Source organism: Pseudoalteromonas sp. SR41-4, from assembly GCF_014163985.1.
Classification (GTDB): Bacteria; Pseudomonadota; Gammaproteobacteria; order Enterobacterales; family Alteromonadaceae; genus Pseudoalteromonas; species Pseudoalteromonas rhizosphaerae.
This window is the reverse complement of record NZ_JACJEI010000026.1, coordinates 1-18,573: the sequence shown is the minus strand read 5'-3', so window position 1 is coordinate 18,573 and position 18,573 is coordinate 1. Positions and strand designations below refer to the sequence as shown.

19 protein-coding genes and 1 other RNA gene are annotated in these 18,573 nt (G+C 40.8%); 11 read left to right on the top strand and 9 right to left on the bottom strand.

Annotated elements, in window-relative coordinates; translation table 11 throughout:
• Positions 1-29 precede the first annotated feature (29 nt).
• A complete protein-coding gene (gene mraZ, locus H5180_RS17630; protein WP_145236856.1) occupies positions 30-488 on the bottom strand; it encodes a division/cell wall cluster transcriptional repressor MraZ in 459 nt (152 codons plus the stop codon).
• Between the two features lie 506 nt (positions 489-994).
• Between mraZ and H5180_RS17625 the strand changes: the two genes are divergently transcribed.
• The 7 genes from H5180_RS17625 to H5180_RS17595 all read left to right on the top strand — a co-directional run bounded on the left by H5180_RS17625 (position 995) and on the right by H5180_RS17595 (position 8,423).
• On the top strand, positions 995-1,339 hold the full coding sequence (locus H5180_RS17625; protein WP_182731648.1) for a DUF883 domain-containing protein: 345 nt from the start codon (positions 995-997) through the stop codon (positions 1,337-1,339).
• Positions 1,340-1,345: 6 nt separating this feature from the next.
• Positions 1,346-1,795, top strand: a complete 450-nt coding sequence (locus H5180_RS17620; protein WP_182758739.1) for a hypothetical protein — start codon at positions 1,346-1,348, stop codon at positions 1,793-1,795.
• A complete protein-coding gene (locus H5180_RS17615; protein ID WP_182731650.1) occupies positions 1,795-2,052 on the top strand; it encodes a hypothetical protein in 258 nt (85 codons plus the stop codon). Before H5180_RS17620 ends, H5180_RS17615 begins: the two co-directional genes overlap by 1 nt.
• A 120-nt stretch (positions 2,053-2,172) precedes the next feature.
• The gene (locus H5180_RS17610) at positions 2,173-5,286 is read left to right on the top strand and encodes an EAL domain-containing protein (protein WP_259399589.1); all 3,114 of its coding nucleotides are present in this window, start codon (positions 2,173-2,175) and stop codon (positions 5,284-5,286) included.
• Positions 5,287-5,395: 109 nt separating this feature from the next.
• Entirely contained in the window at positions 5,396-6,064 is a 669-nt protein-coding gene (locus tag H5180_RS17605) for a YoaK family protein (protein WP_182731652.1), read from the top strand.
• 153 nt (positions 6,065-6,217) lie between these two features.
• Complete coding sequence (locus H5180_RS17600; protein WP_149980610.1) at positions 6,218-6,847, top strand: response regulator transcription factor; 630 nt, start codon at positions 6,218-6,220, stop codon at positions 6,845-6,847.
• Positions 6,834-8,423, top strand: a complete 1,590-nt coding sequence (locus tag H5180_RS17595; RefSeq protein WP_182731653.1) for an MASE1 domain-containing protein — start codon at positions 6,834-6,836, stop codon at positions 8,421-8,423. The genes H5180_RS17600 and H5180_RS17595 overlap by 14 nt, the downstream gene beginning before the upstream one ends.
• Here the strand turns inward: H5180_RS17595 and H5180_RS17590 are convergent.
• The 3 genes from H5180_RS17590 to rsmI form a co-directional block, all read right to left on the bottom strand.
• The gene (locus H5180_RS17590; protein ID WP_182731654.1) at positions 8,420-8,962 is read right to left on the bottom strand and encodes a hypothetical protein; all 543 of its coding nucleotides are present in this window, start codon (positions 8,960-8,962) and stop codon (positions 8,420-8,422) included. The genes H5180_RS17595 and H5180_RS17590 overlap by 4 nt on opposite strands.
• A 182-nt stretch (positions 8,963-9,144) precedes the next feature.
• Positions 9,145-9,509: RNase P RNA component class A (gene rnpB, locus H5180_RS17585), an RNA gene on the bottom strand.
• A gap of 43 nt (positions 9,510-9,552) precedes the next feature.
• Positions 9,553-10,410, bottom strand: a complete 858-nt coding sequence (gene rsmI, locus H5180_RS17580; RefSeq protein WP_149980608.1) for a 16S rRNA (cytidine(1402)-2'-O)-methyltransferase — start codon at positions 10,408-10,410, stop codon at positions 9,553-9,555.
• 61 nt (positions 10,411-10,471) lie between these two features.
• Between rsmI and H5180_RS17575 the strand changes: the two genes are divergently transcribed.
• Genes H5180_RS17575 through dolP form a run of 4 tightly spaced genes read left to right on the top strand, consistent with a single transcriptional unit; the run spans position 10,472 to position 13,926 of the window.
• The gene (locus H5180_RS17575; RefSeq protein ID WP_182731660.1) at positions 10,472-12,349 is read left to right on the top strand and encodes a penicillin-binding protein activator; all 1,878 of its coding nucleotides are present in this window, start codon (positions 10,472-10,474) and stop codon (positions 12,347-12,349) included.
• Positions 12,350-12,399: 50 nt separating this feature from the next.
• Positions 12,400-12,771, top strand: coding sequence for a YraN family protein (locus tag H5180_RS17570; RefSeq protein WP_145236829.1), 372 nt, complete (start codon positions 12,400-12,402; stop codon positions 12,769-12,771).
• 1 nt (position 12,772) lies between these two features.
• Positions 12,773-13,360: an SIS domain-containing protein gene (locus tag H5180_RS17565; protein WP_145236825.1), complete on the top strand. Its 588-nt coding sequence runs from the start codon at positions 12,773-12,775 to the stop codon at positions 13,358-13,360.
• Positions 13,360-13,926: a division/outer membrane stress-associated lipid-binding lipoprotein gene (gene dolP, locus H5180_RS17560; protein WP_064667842.1), complete on the top strand. Its 567-nt coding sequence runs from the start codon at positions 13,360-13,362 to the stop codon at positions 13,924-13,926. The genes H5180_RS17565 and dolP overlap by 1 nt, the downstream gene beginning before the upstream one ends.
• Before the next feature lie 340 nt (positions 13,927-14,266).
• Here dolP and H5180_RS17555 read toward each other — a convergent pair whose 3' ends face one another.
• The 5 genes from H5180_RS17555 to petA all read right to left on the bottom strand — a co-directional run bounded on the left by H5180_RS17555 (position 14,267) and on the right by petA (position 18,008).
• Positions 14,267-14,707: a ClpXP protease specificity-enhancing factor gene (locus H5180_RS17555; protein WP_145236812.1), complete on the bottom strand. Its 441-nt coding sequence runs from the start codon at positions 14,705-14,707 to the stop codon at positions 14,267-14,269.
• Positions 14,707-15,333 (bottom strand): stringent starvation protein SspA, encoded by a 627-nt coding sequence (sspA, locus tag H5180_RS17550; RefSeq protein ID WP_064667929.1) that lies wholly within the window; start codon positions 15,331-15,333, stop codon positions 14,707-14,709. Before sspA ends, H5180_RS17555 begins: the two co-directional genes overlap by 1 nt.
• Positions 15,334-15,412: 79 nt before the next feature.
• The gene (locus H5180_RS17545) at positions 15,413-16,156 is read right to left on the bottom strand and encodes a cytochrome c1 (RefSeq protein ID WP_182719666.1); all 744 of its coding nucleotides are present in this window, start codon (positions 16,154-16,156) and stop codon (positions 15,413-15,415) included.
• Positions 16,153-17,418 carry a cytochrome b N-terminal domain-containing protein gene (locus tag H5180_RS17540; RefSeq protein ID WP_149980603.1) on the bottom strand — a complete coding sequence of 422 codons (1,266 nt, stop codon included), beginning with the start codon at positions 17,416-17,418 and terminating at the stop codon, positions 16,153-16,155. The genes H5180_RS17545 and H5180_RS17540 overlap by 4 nt, the downstream gene beginning before the upstream one ends.
• Complete coding sequence (petA, locus tag H5180_RS17535) at positions 17,418-18,008, bottom strand: ubiquinol-cytochrome c reductase iron-sulfur subunit (RefSeq protein ID WP_182719667.1); 591 nt, start codon at positions 18,006-18,008, stop codon at positions 17,418-17,420. Before petA ends, H5180_RS17540 begins: the two co-directional genes overlap by 1 nt.
• Between the last annotated feature and the right edge of the window lie 565 nt (positions 18,009-18,573).

The window sequence follows — 18,573 nt, the reverse complement described above, 5'->3', positions numbered from 1 at the left end:
TAGCTATTGTTTGCCTTTTTATTGTGTGATCAGAGCGAAAAATTATCTAAGTCTGGGGTTGATTCAAACTCACCGAGTCGTTCAATTTCGGTGTCTTGGCGCATTTGTTCATGCCAACGCTCTTCATCCCAGATCTCAAATTTATTCATCAAACCGACCAACATGATTTTTTTGCCTAAATCAGCATGAGACCGTAACGACGGTGCCAGCAATATTCGACCATTTTTATCTAATTGGTACTCTGTTGCATTACCTAACAACATCCTTTGCATGCGTCGAGCGCGTGGATTCATATTGGAAATTTTAGCTAAGCGATCTTCTATATCCTGCCATTGCGCCAATGGATATAACCACAAGCAAGGCTCGTTCAGTGCGACAGTACAGATCACCGTCCCCTGATCTTCAGACAACAACGAGTCTCGGTACTTAGTCGGTACCGCAAATCGTCCTTTATCATCCAAACTCAGTGAACTCGCACCACGGAACATAAAAAGCCTACTCTAAAAGTTTGTAATTAATCTGTTTTGATTAATTTGATCCAATTTGATCCACTAAATACCACTTTTTACCACAGTGCTCCAGTTTAGGGCTTGACAAGCTATTTTGTCAAGTCAGCAAAAACCTATAATGGCGTGTTAAAGCCAGAAAAAATAAGGCCTAGCGCAAAGCTACTGAATTACGTGGGAAAAAGTGGATAACTACAAAAAAAATATTTTATTCTGAGATAAAACAAAATAAACAGACTTAAATGATTAATGAATAATCAATGAACAGTTACAAAATATTAGTAGCGAATTACTGCTTAATAGATCTTGTAAAATTTACGCGATCTTTTTGCAATAGTTACTTAAAACGCTGTTATTTCAAACAAACCAATTCGAAAAATAAAAAGTAAAACATTGATTTATAAGTAATTAAATAAGATTGTAGAAGTGGTACGAAGGCTGCAACAAGTATTACACAATTTAGTTTTAATATTTAAGGAACGATTACTATGACTACTTCAACATCGAGTTCTAATTCAGCTGCAAAAACCAGTAAAAAAGTTGATGACATCGCTGCTCACACTGAATCGCCATTAACAGATAAAGCAACCTCAGCGGCTCATCTTGCTGTTGATTCGCTGTCTTCTAAGGCTGCAACAGCAGAGCAAAATATTCGCCATGGTGCTTCAAGCTCAGCTGAAACTCTGACTGAAAAGCAAAAAATTGCGCGTGAAAAACTGTCTGAATACAGTGGTAAAACTCGTCAATTAGCCGCTGAAAATCCGCTTGCTACAGCTGGTATTGCGTTTGCAGCCGGTATGCTAGTAACTGCACTATTTCGCCGTAGCAAGTAAGCGATTATGCAACCACATACCGATCCTAAAGATAAACAGCATCAAGCCGCTGATCCTGCGCCGCAAAGTGCTGATCAGTGGCAAGATCATCTTGCTAAATTGTCTCAATACGGTGAACAGCTTTATCAGGACTATCGCCAACAGGCAGGTATTTGTAAAGAATTAGCGAGTGCCGAGTGGCGACTATCAACCCGCTCTTTGGCATTGACTATTATTTTACTGGTAAGTTTTGCCGGTGGCTTAGTATTGTTGTGGGCCGGTTTGCTGATCACACTTGGCTTTGCGATTTTTGCCTTTAGTCAATCAATATGGTTCAGTGCTGTGTGTCTAATTGGCTTACAATTGCTTTGTTTGATGTGGCTGTGGAAAAATATTGGTTATATCAGCAGTAAAATTGGCTTTGATAAAACTGCGCACAGCATTAAACAATTACTCAATATAAATAGGGGTGAATAATGCTAATTGATTATTTTATTAAGAAACCAAATCATAAAGTTCGTCACTTAAGTCAAAAAATGAATAGCATCAATGCGTTAAAACAGCAACATCATCAAGCTTTCAATTACCGACTTAAACGCTTTGCAGTATCGAATGTCGGTATTGCCAGTGCCTTTACGGCAGGTGCAGGCTTTCAAGCGCTAAATAGTCATAACCAAAATTCATCCAAAAAAATAAAGCTAAGTCAATTTAGCTGGTTATTACGTTTACTATAATAATGAGGTTTACGTAGCGCAATCATACTCTTTTGCGTAGTTGCTCTATTATTTATTAGAGAAAGTATAAATAACCTTTTATTATATATGGTTATTTTCAACTTAATTGGCTACAATTTTATGCCAAAGCCCAGTATGAAGAGTATTGTTATTTTTTCCTCATCGTTACAACACCGACTTTATCGTTTATTTATCTTACTGAGCTTACCAGGTATTTTGGTGATCTTATTTAGCCTTTGGCATGCCAAAGAAACGGCGCGCCAAGAGAGTCGGCTGCAGGCTTTAACGGTTGCCGAACAGCTTATGGATCAGCAAACTGAGCTACTCAAAAAAATTAAAACATTTACTATTCAGCTTGCGGATTTAAAAGACTTTGCCGCGCCACTACAAACCGGCTGCCCTTATTACTTAGCTAAAATACAAAAACTTCAACCTGAAATTGCAAATATTGGTATCGTCAATATACAAGGCGATGCGGTGTGTTTATTACAAGGACGCAAAGAAAATATTAATATTGCCGATCGTGAATACTTTAAAAATGCTGTGGCAACTAAAAGCTTTGCCATTGGCTATTTTCAAAAAGATCGCAGTATCAATTCCCTCAGTTTCAATTTTGCTTATCCACTTATTGATCAGCAGCAACAAGTATATGGGGCGGTAGTAACGGTTGTCACATTAGATTGGTGGAGCCAGATACTTGCCAACTCTCATTTACCCGAAGATGCCATTGCTGTTATAACCGACAACAACGGTCGCATTATTGCAAATTACCCTAACGATCCATCGCTGTTTGGCGAAAATATTAACGCCTATGGATTTAGCTCTGAACTACCTATGCTCAATAGCACAATTGAATTGCAAGGTATTAATCACATTTTACACAGTAAAACCATGTATACCGATGAAACTAAAAATAGCCTAAACGTCTATGTTGTCATGCCATTTAATAACGCAATTCAAGCTGCCAACCAACTATTTTTTATCACATTAGCTGCATTCACATTGATGATTATTGGCCTGTCTATATTTGCTCATAGCCAATTAAAGCGCAACGTATTAACGCCCATAGCGCAACTCACACTGACGATTAAAGAGCTTGCGCAAGGGTTATTACCAAAACAGTTTTCTTTAAATAGCCCAGAGCTGAATACTCTCTATCAACATTTTAAAGCGATGGCGCAAACACGTCTGACGGCAGAAGCGAGTGTCAAACGCCAACATGACGAACTAAGTAGTTTATTAAACGCCTTGCCTGATACCTATATTCGGATCAATGTTCACGGTGATGTACTGAACTTAGGCGGACAAATTTCACAGTTAAATTTACCAGTGTGTGCGCGTTCAAAGTTACATCTTCGCGAGCTACTTGGTGAAGAAAAAAGTAAACAGTTACTTAGGAATTTACCCTGTAAAAATAAAACTAGCCAATTTGAGTTAATAATCAATAACAGCGAAGTCGAGCAAGTATTTGAAGCGCGGATCAGTGCCAAGCATAATAGCAACGAGTACACCATCGTATTGCAAGATATTAGCCAGCGAAAGAACGCTGAAAAAGCCTCTCATCTGGCCTCATTGGTCTACTCAAATAGCAGTGAAGGAATGGCTATTACCGATCCAAACGGCGTTATCTTAGATGTTAACCCAGCTTTTTGTGAAGTAACTCAATACAGTAAAAAAGAAATACTGGGCAATACCACCGCTATCTTAGCTTCAGGCAAACACAGCAAAGCGTTTTATCATGAAATGTGGCTACAGTTACAAAAAACGGGTCGTTGGCAAGGTGAAATAATTAACCGTCGTAAAGATGGCGAGTTATTCACTGAATGGCTTACTATCGATACTGTATACAATGAACATTCTGAAGCGCAGCGCAGAGTCGCGATCTTTACCGATATTACTGCTAAAAAAGCAGCAGAAGATCTGATATGGCATCAAACTCACTATGATCATTTAACCAATCTACCTAATCGAATTGAGCTTAAAGAACGCTTAAATCAGCGCCTCAACAACAGCTTAAATCCTAATGAGCCACTGGTGATCATGCTACTTGATCTTGATCATTTCAAAGACATAAATGACACCTTAGGCCATTTTTATGGTGACGAATTACTTAAGTTGATCGCAATTCGTTTGCAACAAGAAATTGTTGATATTGAGTTTATTGCACGTATTGGTGGCGACGAATTTGTCATTGTGCATGCCAAGCTAGTCACTGAAGAACACATTAAAAAAGTAGCCAACGATATCCTCAATGCCATGACAAAAGCATTTATACTCGAAGGCGAAGAACTACACATAGCAACCAGCATCGGCATCGCTATTGCACCAATCGATGGCGATAGCTCAGAGCTGTTATTAAAAGCCGCCGACCAAGCCATGTATAAAGCCAAACAAAATGGTCGTAACTGTTTTGAGTTTTTCAATCACAACTTACGTGAGCAAGCACAAGCGCGTATGGATTTACTCAAAAACATGCGCTATGGCATTGAACAAAAACAATTTGATCTTTATTACCAAGCAATCGTTAACCTAGATTCTGGACACATTCATAAAGCAGAAGCACTATTGCGCTGGCGCCACCCGACACGCGGCGTAATTAGTCCCGCAGAGTTTATACCTCTGGCCGAAGAGTCTAGATATATCAACCCATTAGGACAATTTGTATTTACTCGCGCATTACAAACGCTAACGATTTTACGAGCGCAGGTTGATGCCAACTTTCAACTTAGTATTAATGTCTCGCCGGTACAATTTAGCTGCCTTGATAGCGGTATTGATCTGTGGCCAGCCTTACTAAAAGCCGCCAATTTACCACCGAGTGCAATTGTTAGCGAGATCACCGAAGGGTTAATGATCGCACCAGAGCAACTCACTCAACAACGTCTGAAAGCGCTGGTAAAATCCGGTATGGAACTCGCTTTAGATGACTTTGGCACCGGCTATTCATCGCTTGCCTACTTGCAACAAATGGACGCAGATTATTTAAAAATTGATAAATGTTTTGTTGATAACATTCAAGCCGACAATCAAGATCTCGCGTTATGCAAAGCAATTATCACTATGGCACATCAATTTGGTTTAAAAGTGATTGCCGAAGGCATTGAAACACCAGAGCAGCAGCAATTATTACTTGGTATAGGGTGTGATTATGGCCAAGGCTATTTGTTTGCAAAGCCATTACCCGAACAGGAATTTTTAGCACTGGTAAGCAACCAATCCACAACAGCTACCTAAATATTGCTGATCCAGCACAAACTATGCACAGAAAACTTAGCTAGCTATTGTTTAATAAATAACGAACTGATAGGTTACCAAACAGATTTTATTAAATTAACTGTTAGCCGTGATTTCAAAATTGCCTCGTTGGGTAGAATATGGATCGTTTTTACTTGCGCTTGTTGCTGGGCTTGTTAATTCGATAGGGTTACTAGGCTTCAAACATCAATCAATTTCACATCTATCAGGCACTGCAACACTCCTTGGCACAAGCCTTGTTACCTCCCACGTTACTGATGTATTACACCTAGCTCTTATCCTACTGAGTTTTTTAGCTGGTGCGGCGATCTCCGGCGCTTTTTTGCAAAGTGGTGCATTAAAACTTGGCCATAACTACAGCAGCTTGCTGTTATTTGAAGCCATTCTGTTAGCAAGCTCAGTGTATTTTTTATCGAATGACTCTGTAAACGGGCACTATTTAGCATCTGCAGCCTGCGGCTTACAAAATGCGTTAGCCACCACTTACAGCGGCGCAGTTATTCGCACCACCCATGTTACCGGTATCTTTACTGATCTAGGGCTAATGCTTGGCGCTAAATTAAGAGGCGAACCCTTTGATAAACGCAAAGCACTGTTGTTTTTACTGATCATCTCAGGATTCATTTGCGGTGGTACATTAGGTGCTTATGCATTCCAGTTTTATAAATTTAATGCACTCTTTATCCCCGCCACCATCTGTCTAGTATTAGCCGTTAGCTACTCAGTGTTTAAAGCGATTAATAGTAACAAGACTTAGCCCTTTGCACGGTTCATACCTCTTTTGCAGTACATCATTGCTACAAACCTACATTAACGTTCATCTTAAGAATCGACAGGTAATTTCACTAGGAATAATTCTTAGACATAGTAAATTGATTTAGATGTATAATTCCTGAAAATGGAGGGATTTATGCGGATTGGTATCATTGAAGATCATCAGTTAGTTCGAGATAGTTTTAAAAAACTACTTGAGCTCGAGTTAAACTGGCAAGTAACAATTGAAGCTTGCTCAGTGAACGAAGCAAAGTTAGCAGTAAATATTGACCAGCCAGATGTCTTTATCGTTGATATTTCAATGCACGAAGGTGAGACTGGCCTGACTTTTCTATCATACTTAAATGAGCATTACCCAGAAATAAAAACCATTGTAGCTTCTATGCACGACCATGAACCGTACGTCAGCAATGCAATACAACTTGGGGCGCTTGGTTATGTGTCAAAGCGCTCAGCTTCAGACGCTATGATTGATGCGGTAAAAACAGTAATGCGCGGCCATCGCTACATCAGTGAAGACGTTAACTTCAACTACACCTGTGTTTCTGATAAAAAAGACCTTTTAACAAATAGAGAAATAGAGGCTCTACCACTTTTTGCCAAAGGCTTAAATGCCAAACAGGTTGCTCAACAGCTCGGCATGATGCCGAAAACCGCTCACGTACATAAAACAAATATTTGTAATAAACTAAACGCAACAACTTCATTTGAACTATTAAAAGTTGCCATTGATATCGGGGTTATTCAACTTAATGAGTTGGCCTAGGCTTATCACTGCCACACCTTCCACTACAAACATAGTACTAGGGGCAGCTAAGCAATGCGCGGTTTGCGTTGCTTACTTAATCGCGCTGTGTGCCTCTACATGGGTTAGTAACCATCTAGAAACCGTCCCACAAAGTAGTGCTATATTTCTCCCTGCAGGTATTAAACTGGCTTTTGTTATTATGTTCCCAACACGCTATTGGCCAATAATATGGTTAGCATCACGACTCTATGCAGCGTATTTAGGTTCTTTTTATACCCAGCAATGGCATTTAAATTTATTGCATGGTGCGTGGCAAGAGGCTATCTATTTAGCCATTGTCTTCGCTTTTAAGCATAGCCGTTGGCCACCAACGATAAAAGATAGTAAAGGTGTGCTTTCGCTTATTTTACTAGCAAGCTTAGCGGCAGCATCAAAATGGTTTTTGTTTGCCAGCTCTTTTGAGTTCACAACTTGGTTAGAAGGTAAACAACTACTGCAATATCAGTTAAATATGACTTTAGGTGATTTAACTGGCAGCTTGTTTATCACACCTTTTATTATTTTGTGTGCTAACAGTTATCACCGAGCCTTTAGCCTAGAGGGCGGAGTTAAACTAATTATCACAGTCACTGTTTTTACCCTATTAATGCTGTCGATTTATCTGCTGCGCCCTGATATCTACTCACTATTACGCTTGGCTTCCCTACTACCAATTATTTGGTTTTCATATCACTTTGGTATTACAGGCGCTATATTTGGCGCAGCAGCAGCAAATGGCTTAATAATATTAGAAGCAAGCATCACACAAGATGCAACTAATACTTATATTAGCCAATTGTTTATTCTGACCAATGCCGCAACGAGTTTATTACTCGGTGCGGCAGCAGCAGAGCTGCGACAAAAAAATAATATGCTAACACTGACAAACATTGAACTTAGGGCGCAATTAGAAAAAAACCAACAACTGGCTATCAAAATGGTGAATGTACAAGAAAGTGAGAGGAAGCATTTATCACAAGAGCTTCATGATGAATTAGGGCAAAACCTGACTGCATTTAAAACCGATCTTGCCGTTTTAACCAGTATGACGGATCAAAGCGTCAGCGCGATTGTGACTACGTTAAAACAAAATGCTAATTCAATGTATGATTCAGTCTATCACCTGATGCATTATCTGCGTCCGCGTGAGCTTGATGAATTAGGCTTAGCAAAAGCACTTTCACAAGGGAAGTTTAAAAGCTTGATGCATAAAGAAAAAGTTAGGTATATAACACATTTATGCATAAACGAAGCAATTAGAGATGAACATCAAATTGCGATCTATCGAATTTGCCAAGAAGCAATCACCAATTGCATCAAGCACAGCTGTGCATCTGAGTTGGTAATTAGTTTAGATTCCAACTCGGATCTGATCACGTTAATTATTCAGGATAATGGCAATGTCGCGACAACCGCCTCACACTCGGGTGGTTATGGTCTCGCTTTCATTGATGAACGCGTGACTGCTCTTGGCGGCCAATGCTCATTCTCAAACGAGCAAGGCTTCACCATTAATGCAACATTCCCCATATCAGCTGATGAACAAGTCCGCTAGCGAATATAAACTTGCTTGGAATAAAACTTTTTCCTTACCTGTATCGCCTCATTATCGTTAGCAGGTACTTGCACTTCAGCTTGATTACCGACTAACTGTAATAGCAATCCTTGAGCAATTTCCTTATCCCCGACTTTTGATTTTATAACCACTTTTTTGCCAATAGCACCTTGCAGCCGAGGCTTAGGAAAAGTGACTTTATTGATTGGCTTTAAGCCTTCATAATTAGTGAAAAGATTAACGCAGTGCTGTTTTGCTGCAAGTATCAAATCGTCTTTAGACTTCACAATATCGACATTATTCAAAAAGTGAATAAGTGCACTATTACGCCGATCAAACTCACTGGACACATCCTGTATATTAAGCGCTGATGCCCATTTACGGAGCACTAAATATTTTCCTAGTTTGATCCGCGTCAAGCTGGTTGATGCCCCAGTCATCTTGCTATACCACTCGATGCGGTAGCATGATGAACCTAAGCTATGTAATAGCACCGTTGTATTGCCAAACTCCCTTGTACTGCCCTCGATCACGCTCATTCTAATTCCCTAAACTAGCAATAAAGCAATAGGTTAGGCGCTAATGAAAGAGGTTAATATCATCGTTTTTCTTATTACGACTAAGAAAATGGCTTATAGCATTTGTGCCTAGTTTGGATTTAGAGCGTATATTTCAAGCATAAAAAAGCCCGCAGCGTTAACTGCGGGCTTTTTTATTGAATGAGTGAGTCAGCCGTATAAGCCGGGTTCTGTCCTTTCCGAAGAAAGTGATAATCATTCGTCTAGGCCATAAATCGCTCTATGGCTCAAGCAACCTACCCGGTTCCAACGTGGGCCACGCCATAAGGAACCCTATTTGGTCTTGCTCCGGGTGGAGTTTACCTTGCAACCAACTATTGCTAGTGGCCCGGTGCGCTCTTACCGCACCCTTTCACCCTTACCAATCCGAAGATTGGCGGTCTCCTCTCTGCTGCACTTGTCGTAGGCTCACGCCCCCCAGCCGTTAGCTGGCACCCTGCCCTATGGAGCCCGGACTTTCCTCCCCCTGCGCATTTTCGTTGCAGGCAGCGATCATCTTGGCTGACTCGGCGCGCAGTATACCTGAGCTGGATTGTATGTGCAGTAAAGATTTAGCCTTTTTCGTCAATAATTGTTTTATAAAGGGCATTTTTCTTCATGCCAAAATAATCGGCCACTATACCGCAGGCTTTTTTCATTGGCATTTCATTCTCAAGTAACGCCAACATTTTACGTGCTTCTGGCGGAATATCATCAACCTGCTTTGGATTACCAGGCAACATTAGCACTATTTCGCCGCGCTGTTTGGTTGGATCGTCGGTTAAAAACTGTTTAAGTTCACTTACTGTGCCATTAAAAAATGTTTCAAAGGTTTTGGTCAACTCTTTAGCAAACACCACTTGTTGCTCACTACCAAGCGCTATCTCCAAGTCATCTAAACTTGCCATGATGCGATGAGTACTTTCGTACATAATGCTGGTTATATTGGAATTAACCGCTTCAATAAAAAAGTCTTGGCGAGCTTTGCTTTTTGCTGGGGTAAAACCAATAAACTGAAAACGATCTGTTGGTAAACCTGAACAACATACAGCTGTTATGGCGGCGCATGCTCCTGGTATGGGTGTGACATGTGCGCCCTGCTCTCGGCATAAATTAACAACCGCATAACCAGGGTCACTAATTAGCGGTGTGCCTGCATCCGAAACTAATGCTATATTTAAACCTTGATTAAGTTGATCAATAATTTGTTGCGCTTTTTGCTTTTCATTATGGTCGTGCAAAGCAAAGGTTTTAGCTTTAATACCAAAGTGACTAAGCAACTTACCGGTATGGCGCGTGTCTTCAGCAGCGATTAAGTCAACTTGCGATAAAGTCGCGATTGCACGCTGACTTAAGTCGTCATAATTGCCGATTGGGGTGGCTACAATGTAAAGAGTGCCGATTTTCTGTGAATTCTCCTCATTTAACATTGAGGTCTCCTGCGTCAGTCAGTAATATAAGCAAATCGCGTTAACGTATTGGGAAATCATTGTGCGACTTAAACTTGTTAGTCTATTAATCATATTGTCAGGGTTATCGGCCTGTAGTACAACCGAAAAACCGACTAAAACCAGTGAAAACCTCAGTTCAGCTAATAGCGCATCACAAATTCAAGCGACTGACGCACAATCTATGTACCAACTAGCATTAAATCGCCTAGGCGCTGACAAAATCCAACTTCTTTATAGTGCGCGTGATGCTGCGATTGTAGAGCAACAATGGCCACTGTTAGAGCAAATTAGTACTGAATTAGAACGCACACCTAGCGTAGACCAAGTGCAAAATAAACTCTATACCGCTTTTGCGCAAATGCAACAAAACAAGAATACCCTCGCACTTGAGATGCTAGCCAGTTTAGACAGCCAATTGACTCAACCGGAGCATTTTGCTTGGCATCAATATTTAACCGCCAGTATTTACGCATCACAAAATTTACCAAAACAAGCGATGCCATATTTTTTTCGCGCTTCTGAAACCGCAAGTAAAAAGAACTTAACGATCCCACAATTAAATAGTGCGTTATGGCAGAACCTTCAGCAGCTTTCATCTTATGCCCTTGAACGCTTTAACCGCGGCTCAGTGATACAGCAAGGTTGGGTAAATTTAGCTTTATATCATAAAGTTTACTTAGGTGCCCCTGTAGAACTTGACCAAGCAATTAATAATTGGCAGCGCCGTTATTCAGGCCATCCGGCAATCGCGGTATTACCAAAAAAGGCTGCGGATCTAATTACTGCTGAGCCACTGAATATTGAACGTTTAGTTGTTTTATTACCCCAATCAGGTGCTAATGAACGCCTAGGTGATGCCTTAAAAGCTGGCGTGTTAGCAGCACTAGATAACTCATCTATTGATGAAACCATTTTTATTGATGAAATGCTTAGCTCTGCTGAGCTTTCTGCAAAATTACTCGAAATTAAACCAAACTTTATAATTGGGCCGTTACTCAAAGCGAACATTGATAAGCTAGTTGCAAGCAAAGCATTACAAGATTACCCAGTTTTGCACTTAAATACCTTTGATGGTGAGCGCCAGTCTCCACAGCATTACTTCTTTGCGCTTAATCCTGAACACGAAATACAGCAAGCACTTGAGCACTTTTTAACGGTTGGTTATCAAAAACCTATGCTGCTTGCGCCAAATAATAGTTCAGGCCAGCGCTTAGTGGATTTATTCAACCGACAATGGCAACGCTATAGTGAAACCACACCAGAAGTTGGTCTTTATAATGATAAAAAAGATATGCCAACCACCATTATTAACCTGTTAGAAGTTGATAAATCAAAAGAACGTATTGCGACCGTTAAGTCATTATTTAAACAAGAAGTAGAAAGCGAAACCCGCTCTCGTCGTGATATTGATGTTATTTATATTCTCGGTGATGCTATCGAAACTCGCTTGATTAAACCTTATTTAGATGTAAATGTGAGTACCTTTGCTGATCGCATTCCTCTGTATGCCAGCTCAAAAAGTCATAGCAAGCAAATCGATAGCACCGATAAAGGCGATCTCGATGGTTTGTATTTTACCGAGTTACCATGGATGCTCAGTGGACAAGTCAAAGATCATGCCTTGCGTCAGCAATATAACTCGCTGTGGCCAGAACAGGCTGATATAAGTCAGCGTTTATTTGCGATGGCCTATGATTCGGTTGCTATGTTAAGTAGTATCACACAATTGAGTATGCTTCCCGGTAAGCGGTTTAATGGCTTAACCGGTCAATTAAGCATTACCAGTGATGGGCAAATAAATCGCCAACTTAATTGGGCGCAATACAAAAATAGACAAATCCAGGCGGTGCAGCTAGCAACATCAGCACCGTTACCATTATTTATGCAATCAGCTACCAGCCGGTCAAACAGTGAGTAGCTAAAAGCAATATAAAACAATATAAAACAATATAAAACAAGGATGTTGTGATGTCGTGGTTTAAACAACTGTGGCAAAATAGCCGAGAGAAAGGCCAGTATTACGAGCTACAAGCGCAAAAATACTTAGTAACGCAAGGGCTGATCCCGTTAGAGCGAAACTATAACTGCCCCTACGGGGAGCTAGATGTAATAATGCGCGATGGCAACACGCTAGTGTTTGTGGAAGTGAAATTTCGCAGTAGCTATGTTAAGGGTGGAGCAATCCACGCTTTAGGTAAACAAAAGCAAGAACGTTTAAAGCGCTCTATTTACCATTATTTAGCAACCAAAAAGCTTAGTGATCAAGCAATAAGAATCGACTTTGTCGCAATAACAGGCGGCACATCGCAACAACTTAATTGGATAAAAAACGTATTTTAATATGCAAGATACTATAAAAGAGATTTTTACTGAAAGCATTCAGGTGCAAATAGCCGCCGGCGAAGTACTCCCAAGCGCCCTAGAAGCCGCTGCATTTACCATAGCGCAAAGCCTAATCAATGGTAATAAATTGATTTGTTGCGGTACTGCGAGCTGTCATATGCTTGCTCAGCATATGGCCGGTATATTGATCAACTACTACGAAACAGAACGTCCTTGTTTACCGGCAATCGCGCTGTCACAAGAACATATCAATCTTGGTCAAAGCACCCAAAGTGACGACCAAGAAACTTTTGCGCGGCAAATACGAGCGTTTGCTCAACAAGGCGATTTACTATTGGTCTTAGCAATTAATGGCAACGAAAAAAACATCATATCTGCAGTCGAAGCCGCACTCACCAAAGATATGAAAGTTATTGTTATGGTTGGTGATGATGGCGGTGAGCTAGTAGGTTTACTCGGCGCCAATGATGTCGAAATTCGTGTTCCGTCAAAACGTCCTAGCCGCATCATAGAATCTCACTTGGTTAATCTTCATTGTTTGAGTGAACTCGTCGACTTGACCCTATTCCCACAGGAAGAAAGCTAATGTTGAAACAATCTCTAATTGTTATTAGTACAGTACTATTATTACAAGGCTGCGCTGCTGCAGTTGTTGCAGGTACCGCTGGTGCCGTTACCGCAGCCAACGATCGTCGTACTCTTGGTTCGCAAATCGATGATAGTAATATCGAAATCAAAGCTGGGGTCGCAATAAACGATGTACCTCGCCTTGCTGATCATGCCAATATCAGCGTGGTTAGCGTTAACGGCATCGTGCTGTTAGTAGGCCAAGTTGCTAATCAAGAAATGAAAGATGAAGCTCAGCGTGCCATTGAGGGCCTACCTGCAATACGTAAAATACATAACCAGCTGCGCATAGGCTCTAACATTAGTATGAGCACCCAAACCCATGATTCTTGGTTAACCTCTAAAGTAAAAACGCAATTACTCACTACTGACAATATCAGCAGCAACAATATTAAAGTAGTTACTGAAAACGGCGAAGTATTTTTAATGGGCTTAGTGTCTGATGCCGAGTCAAATACAGCAGTAGACGTTGCCCGTAATGTCTCTGGCGTAGAACGTGTTATTAAGGTCTTTGAGTATTTGTAGAGGTATCAAGTTCTAGGTTCGAGGAACTTATAAGCCTTGCAGTTAATATTGCAAGGCTTTTTAATTCCTGTACGCGGGAGTGTACCTCGCGCATTTTCGCTTAAAACGCGGGATAACCCGTTGCTACAACAATCAACCTTAACCCGCTTCTCGCAGCTCGTCGCCCGTGAACTTAAACTACACCTGCGCGACATAAAGCCGCGCCTACGCAAATCCAACCATCCATGCCAACCCCGTAGCCCTTAGTTTACCTAGCGCCTTTAACCTTTAACCTTCAATCTGCTTTTATACAGACATAAAAAAACCGCTTAATCAGCGGTTTTTATCAAACAATTACATATTACTTAATAACACGTAAGTGTGAGCCTTTTTTCTTTTCAGGCTTAGAAGGAGCTGGCTCGTCAGGTAATAATTCATCTGCGATATCAACACTTTCTAACTCAGCTGCAAACTCGTCTTCATCTTCTAAAAACTCATCTGCAGTAAACACAGTGCCTTCACCGTTTTCGCGGGCATAGATCGCAAGCACGGCACCAATTGGCACGTATACTTGCATTGGCTGACCACCAAAGCGGGCACTAAAGCTTAACTGCTGATTATCCATTGAGAATTGTGTGACAGCTGATGGGCTAATATTCAACACAATTTGTCCATCTTGAACAAACTGTGTTGGTATTTGCACGGCTGGAAAATCAGCATTAACCACTAAATGCGGTGTACACTGATTATCAACAATCCAATCAAAGAAAGCACGAAGTAAATAAGGACGATTAGGCGTCATTACAAACGGATCTCGCGCTCAGTTTCAGTAAGAGAAGCTTGGAATGATTCACGCTCAAATAAACGGATCATATATTCTTTCATCTCTTTAGAACCTGCACCAGTTAGCTCAATACCAAGCTCTGGTAAACGCCATAGTAATGGTGCTAAGTAACAATCAACTAAACTAAACTCTTCACTCATAAAGTAAGGAGCTTCAGTAAAGATTGCTGAAACAGCAAGTAAAGCTTCTGTTAGTTCTTTACGCGCTTGCGCTGATTCAGCGCCATTAGCATAAATTTTAGCAGCAAGGCTGTACCAATCTGTGTCGATGCGATGCATCATTAAACGGCTGCGGCCACGCATTACCGGATAAACAGGCATTAGTGGAGGGTGAGGAAAACGTTCATCAAGGTATTCCATGATGATGTTTGCCTGATATAAACCAAGCTCACGGTCAATCAGTGTTGGCACTGTACCGTAAGGGTTAATTTCATGAAGTGCTTCTGGCAGGTTGTCCTTTTCGGCCAGATGAATATCTACACTTACGCCTTTTTCAGCAAGTACAATGCGTACTTGATGGCTATACATACAGTTAGCACCAGAAAAAAGGGTCATTACAGGGCGCTTATTGGCAGCTACGGCCATGCCTACCTCCATTAAATAACAAAAACAGCAAAAGGGGCTTAAGCCCCTATTGCAAAATTACCTTTAAATATGTTCAAAATTAATGAACATCTCTCCAGTATTCTTTCTTCAACATGAATGCCAAGATAAATAGGATAACTAAGAATCCGATAACCTTGATACCTAACGCTTCTGATTCAAGACGTGAAGGTTCACCCACGTACTCAAGGAAGTTAGTTAAGTCACGAGCCGCTTGATCGTACTCGTCTACACTCATTTCGCCAGTCCCATCTGTTTCAGTACCAATAACTTTAGTCACAGTGTGACCATGTTCTTCGACTTCTTCAGTAATAGGCGTTGGTAAACCTTGCAGTTCTTGCAAAACGTGAGGCATACCTACCGATGGGAAAACAATATTGTTAACTCCAAACGGACGAGATTCATCTTTATAAAATGACTTTAAGTACGTGTAAATATAATCCGGAGATTTTACACGTGCAATTAGAGTTAGATCCGGCGGAGCCGCACCAAACCATTTTGCTGCATCATCTTTAGTAATTGCGTTAGTGATATGGCTACCAACTTTTGAACCGTCAAAAATTAACTGCTCAAGGCCAACGGCTGTTGGAATACCGATATCACGGAAAGTACGCTCATAACGCTGATACTGCATTTGGTGACAACCAAGACAGTAGTTCATGAACAACTTTGCACCACGTTGCAACGAAGGCTGATCAGTTAGGTCATTACCGGCTTCCATTAATGGAACCGATGGACCTGCCGCCATTGCCGGCAATACGTTTATTGATAAAGCAAATAAACCGATAATTAGCTTTTTCATCATTTCGTTAACCTCTCTGGCAATGGCTTAGTTTTTTCATTCTTACTGTATACAAACAACAGTACGAAGAACATAAAGTAAGTCACAGTACAGATTTGTGAAATGATCGTCTTCATATCAGTTTGTGGAGTTGCACCCACCCAACCAAGAAGCACGAAAGTAACAACAAAACCTGCGATGTTCCATTTATGGAAGCCACAACGGTAACGAACCGATTTCACTGTGCCACGGTCAAGCCAAGGTAATAACGCCAGCACTACAATCGATGCACCCATCGCAGCAACACCAATTAGTTTATCTGGGATTGCACGTAAGATTGCATAGAATGGCGTAAAGTACCAAACTGGGAAAATATGTTCAGGTGTTTTAAGTGGGTTTGCCGCTTCAAAGTTTGGTCCTTCAAGGAAGAAACCATTCATCGCAGGCATAAAGAACACCACCCAACAAAACAAGATTAAGAAACCAACCACACCCACAATATCTTTTACTGTGTAATAAGGATGGAACGGAATCGCATCAACAATATCTTTCTTGTCAGTGTAATACTCATGGAATTTAAATTTAGGCTTATCTTCTTCAGCAACAGAGCCTTTCTTACGCTTGATCTCAACACCGTCAGGGTTATTTGAACCCACTTCGTGCAGTGCCACAATGTGTAAGAATACTAAAATTACGATAACCAATGGTAAAGCAATAACATGTAATGCAAAGAAGCGGTTAAGCGTTGCACCTGATATTACATAATCACCACGGATCCAAAGTGTTAAGTCATCACCAATAACCGGAATAGCCCCGAATAGTGAAATGATTACCTGTGCACCCCAGAATGACATTTGACCCCATGGTAATAAGTAACCCATGAATGCTTCAGCCATTAACGCTAAGAAGATAAACATACCGAATAACCACAGTAATTCACGTGGTTTTTGGTAAGAACCGTAGATCATGCCACGGAACATATGCATATATACAACGATGAAAAACGCTGATGCACCTGTTGAGTGCAAATAACGTAGTAACCAGCCGTATTCTACATCACGCATGATGTATTCTACTGAAGCGAATGCGCCCTCAGAAGACGGAACAAAGTTCATCGTTAACCAAATCCCGGTAAGAATTTGGTTTACTAGTACTAACATGGCCAATGAGCCAAAGAAATACCAGAAGTTAAAGTTTTTCGGTGCTGGATACTGTGCAATATGCATGTTCCAAACACGTGTCATTGGGATACGGTCGTCTATCCAACCAATAATTTTACCGAACATTAGGCTACCCCTTTTTCTTCGCCCACTAAAATAGTGGTATCATCAAGAAATGTGTAAGGTGGTATTTCTAAGTTTAACGGGGCAGGTACCGATTTAAATACACGGCCAGCCATATCAAATTTAGAACCGTGACATGGACAGTAGAAACCATCATCTGTTCCCTCAACCTTTTCACCAAAATTACCTTGGAAAAAGCCAGGTGAACACCCTAAATGCGTACAAATACCTACCGCGAGAAATATCTCAGGGCGTAATGAACGGAAATCATTGGTTGATGATTCTAATTGTTGTGGCTCTTGCGATTGCGGATCACGAAGTTGACCTTCGTGTTCTTTCATCTGCTCAAGCATTTTAGGGGTTCGTGATACAACCCATACAGGTTTACCACGCCACTCGACACGTATTAATTGTCCCGGCTCAAGTTTGCTGATATCTACTTCTACAGGCGCACCCGCAGATTTAGCTCGCTCACTTGGATTCCAAGACGCAATAAAAGGAACAGCAGCCCCAGCCGCACCAACACCACCTACAACAGAGGTAGCTATGGTTAAAAAGCGACGTCGGCCATTGTCTACAGGCGCATTGCTCATCCACTTATCTCCACTATGATTCTCAACACTTGCTATATTGAGAACATCAGTTACAGCAGGTTAATTTTTCGAAATTTTAAAATAGAAGCGATCATAATTAAAACCCTTGATTAAAACAAGGTTATTAACAGCCTCATGCTCGAATAATCCCGACTTTATCAACTAATTGACTAAGTTAGCTCGAGCATAGAGCCGTTTCTATGATATGACTTTTACAAAAACAATATACTGACCAAGATCAACCTCACTAAAAGGAAGCAGATTAACTGCACATGGTGCTGTTGAACTCACTCACATTACTTGCCAGACAATTGTAGCAAAAAAATTCATCAATTAACTGACGGATTTACACTTATTACGATAATTATTGAACTTTTTTTAAAGTTATACGCAACAAAGGCAGTAGCAGGTTAATTATTAGCCGCATATTTGATACGAGTTTGCTTATGTCTGATAAAAAGTGCGAGTTTGCGAGTTTGTGAGTTTGCTTTATTGCTAGGTTGCGAGCTTGAGTTTCAGCAATATCGCTAGTATGAGCGTTTGAGATTTTCATCTGTATCGTGTT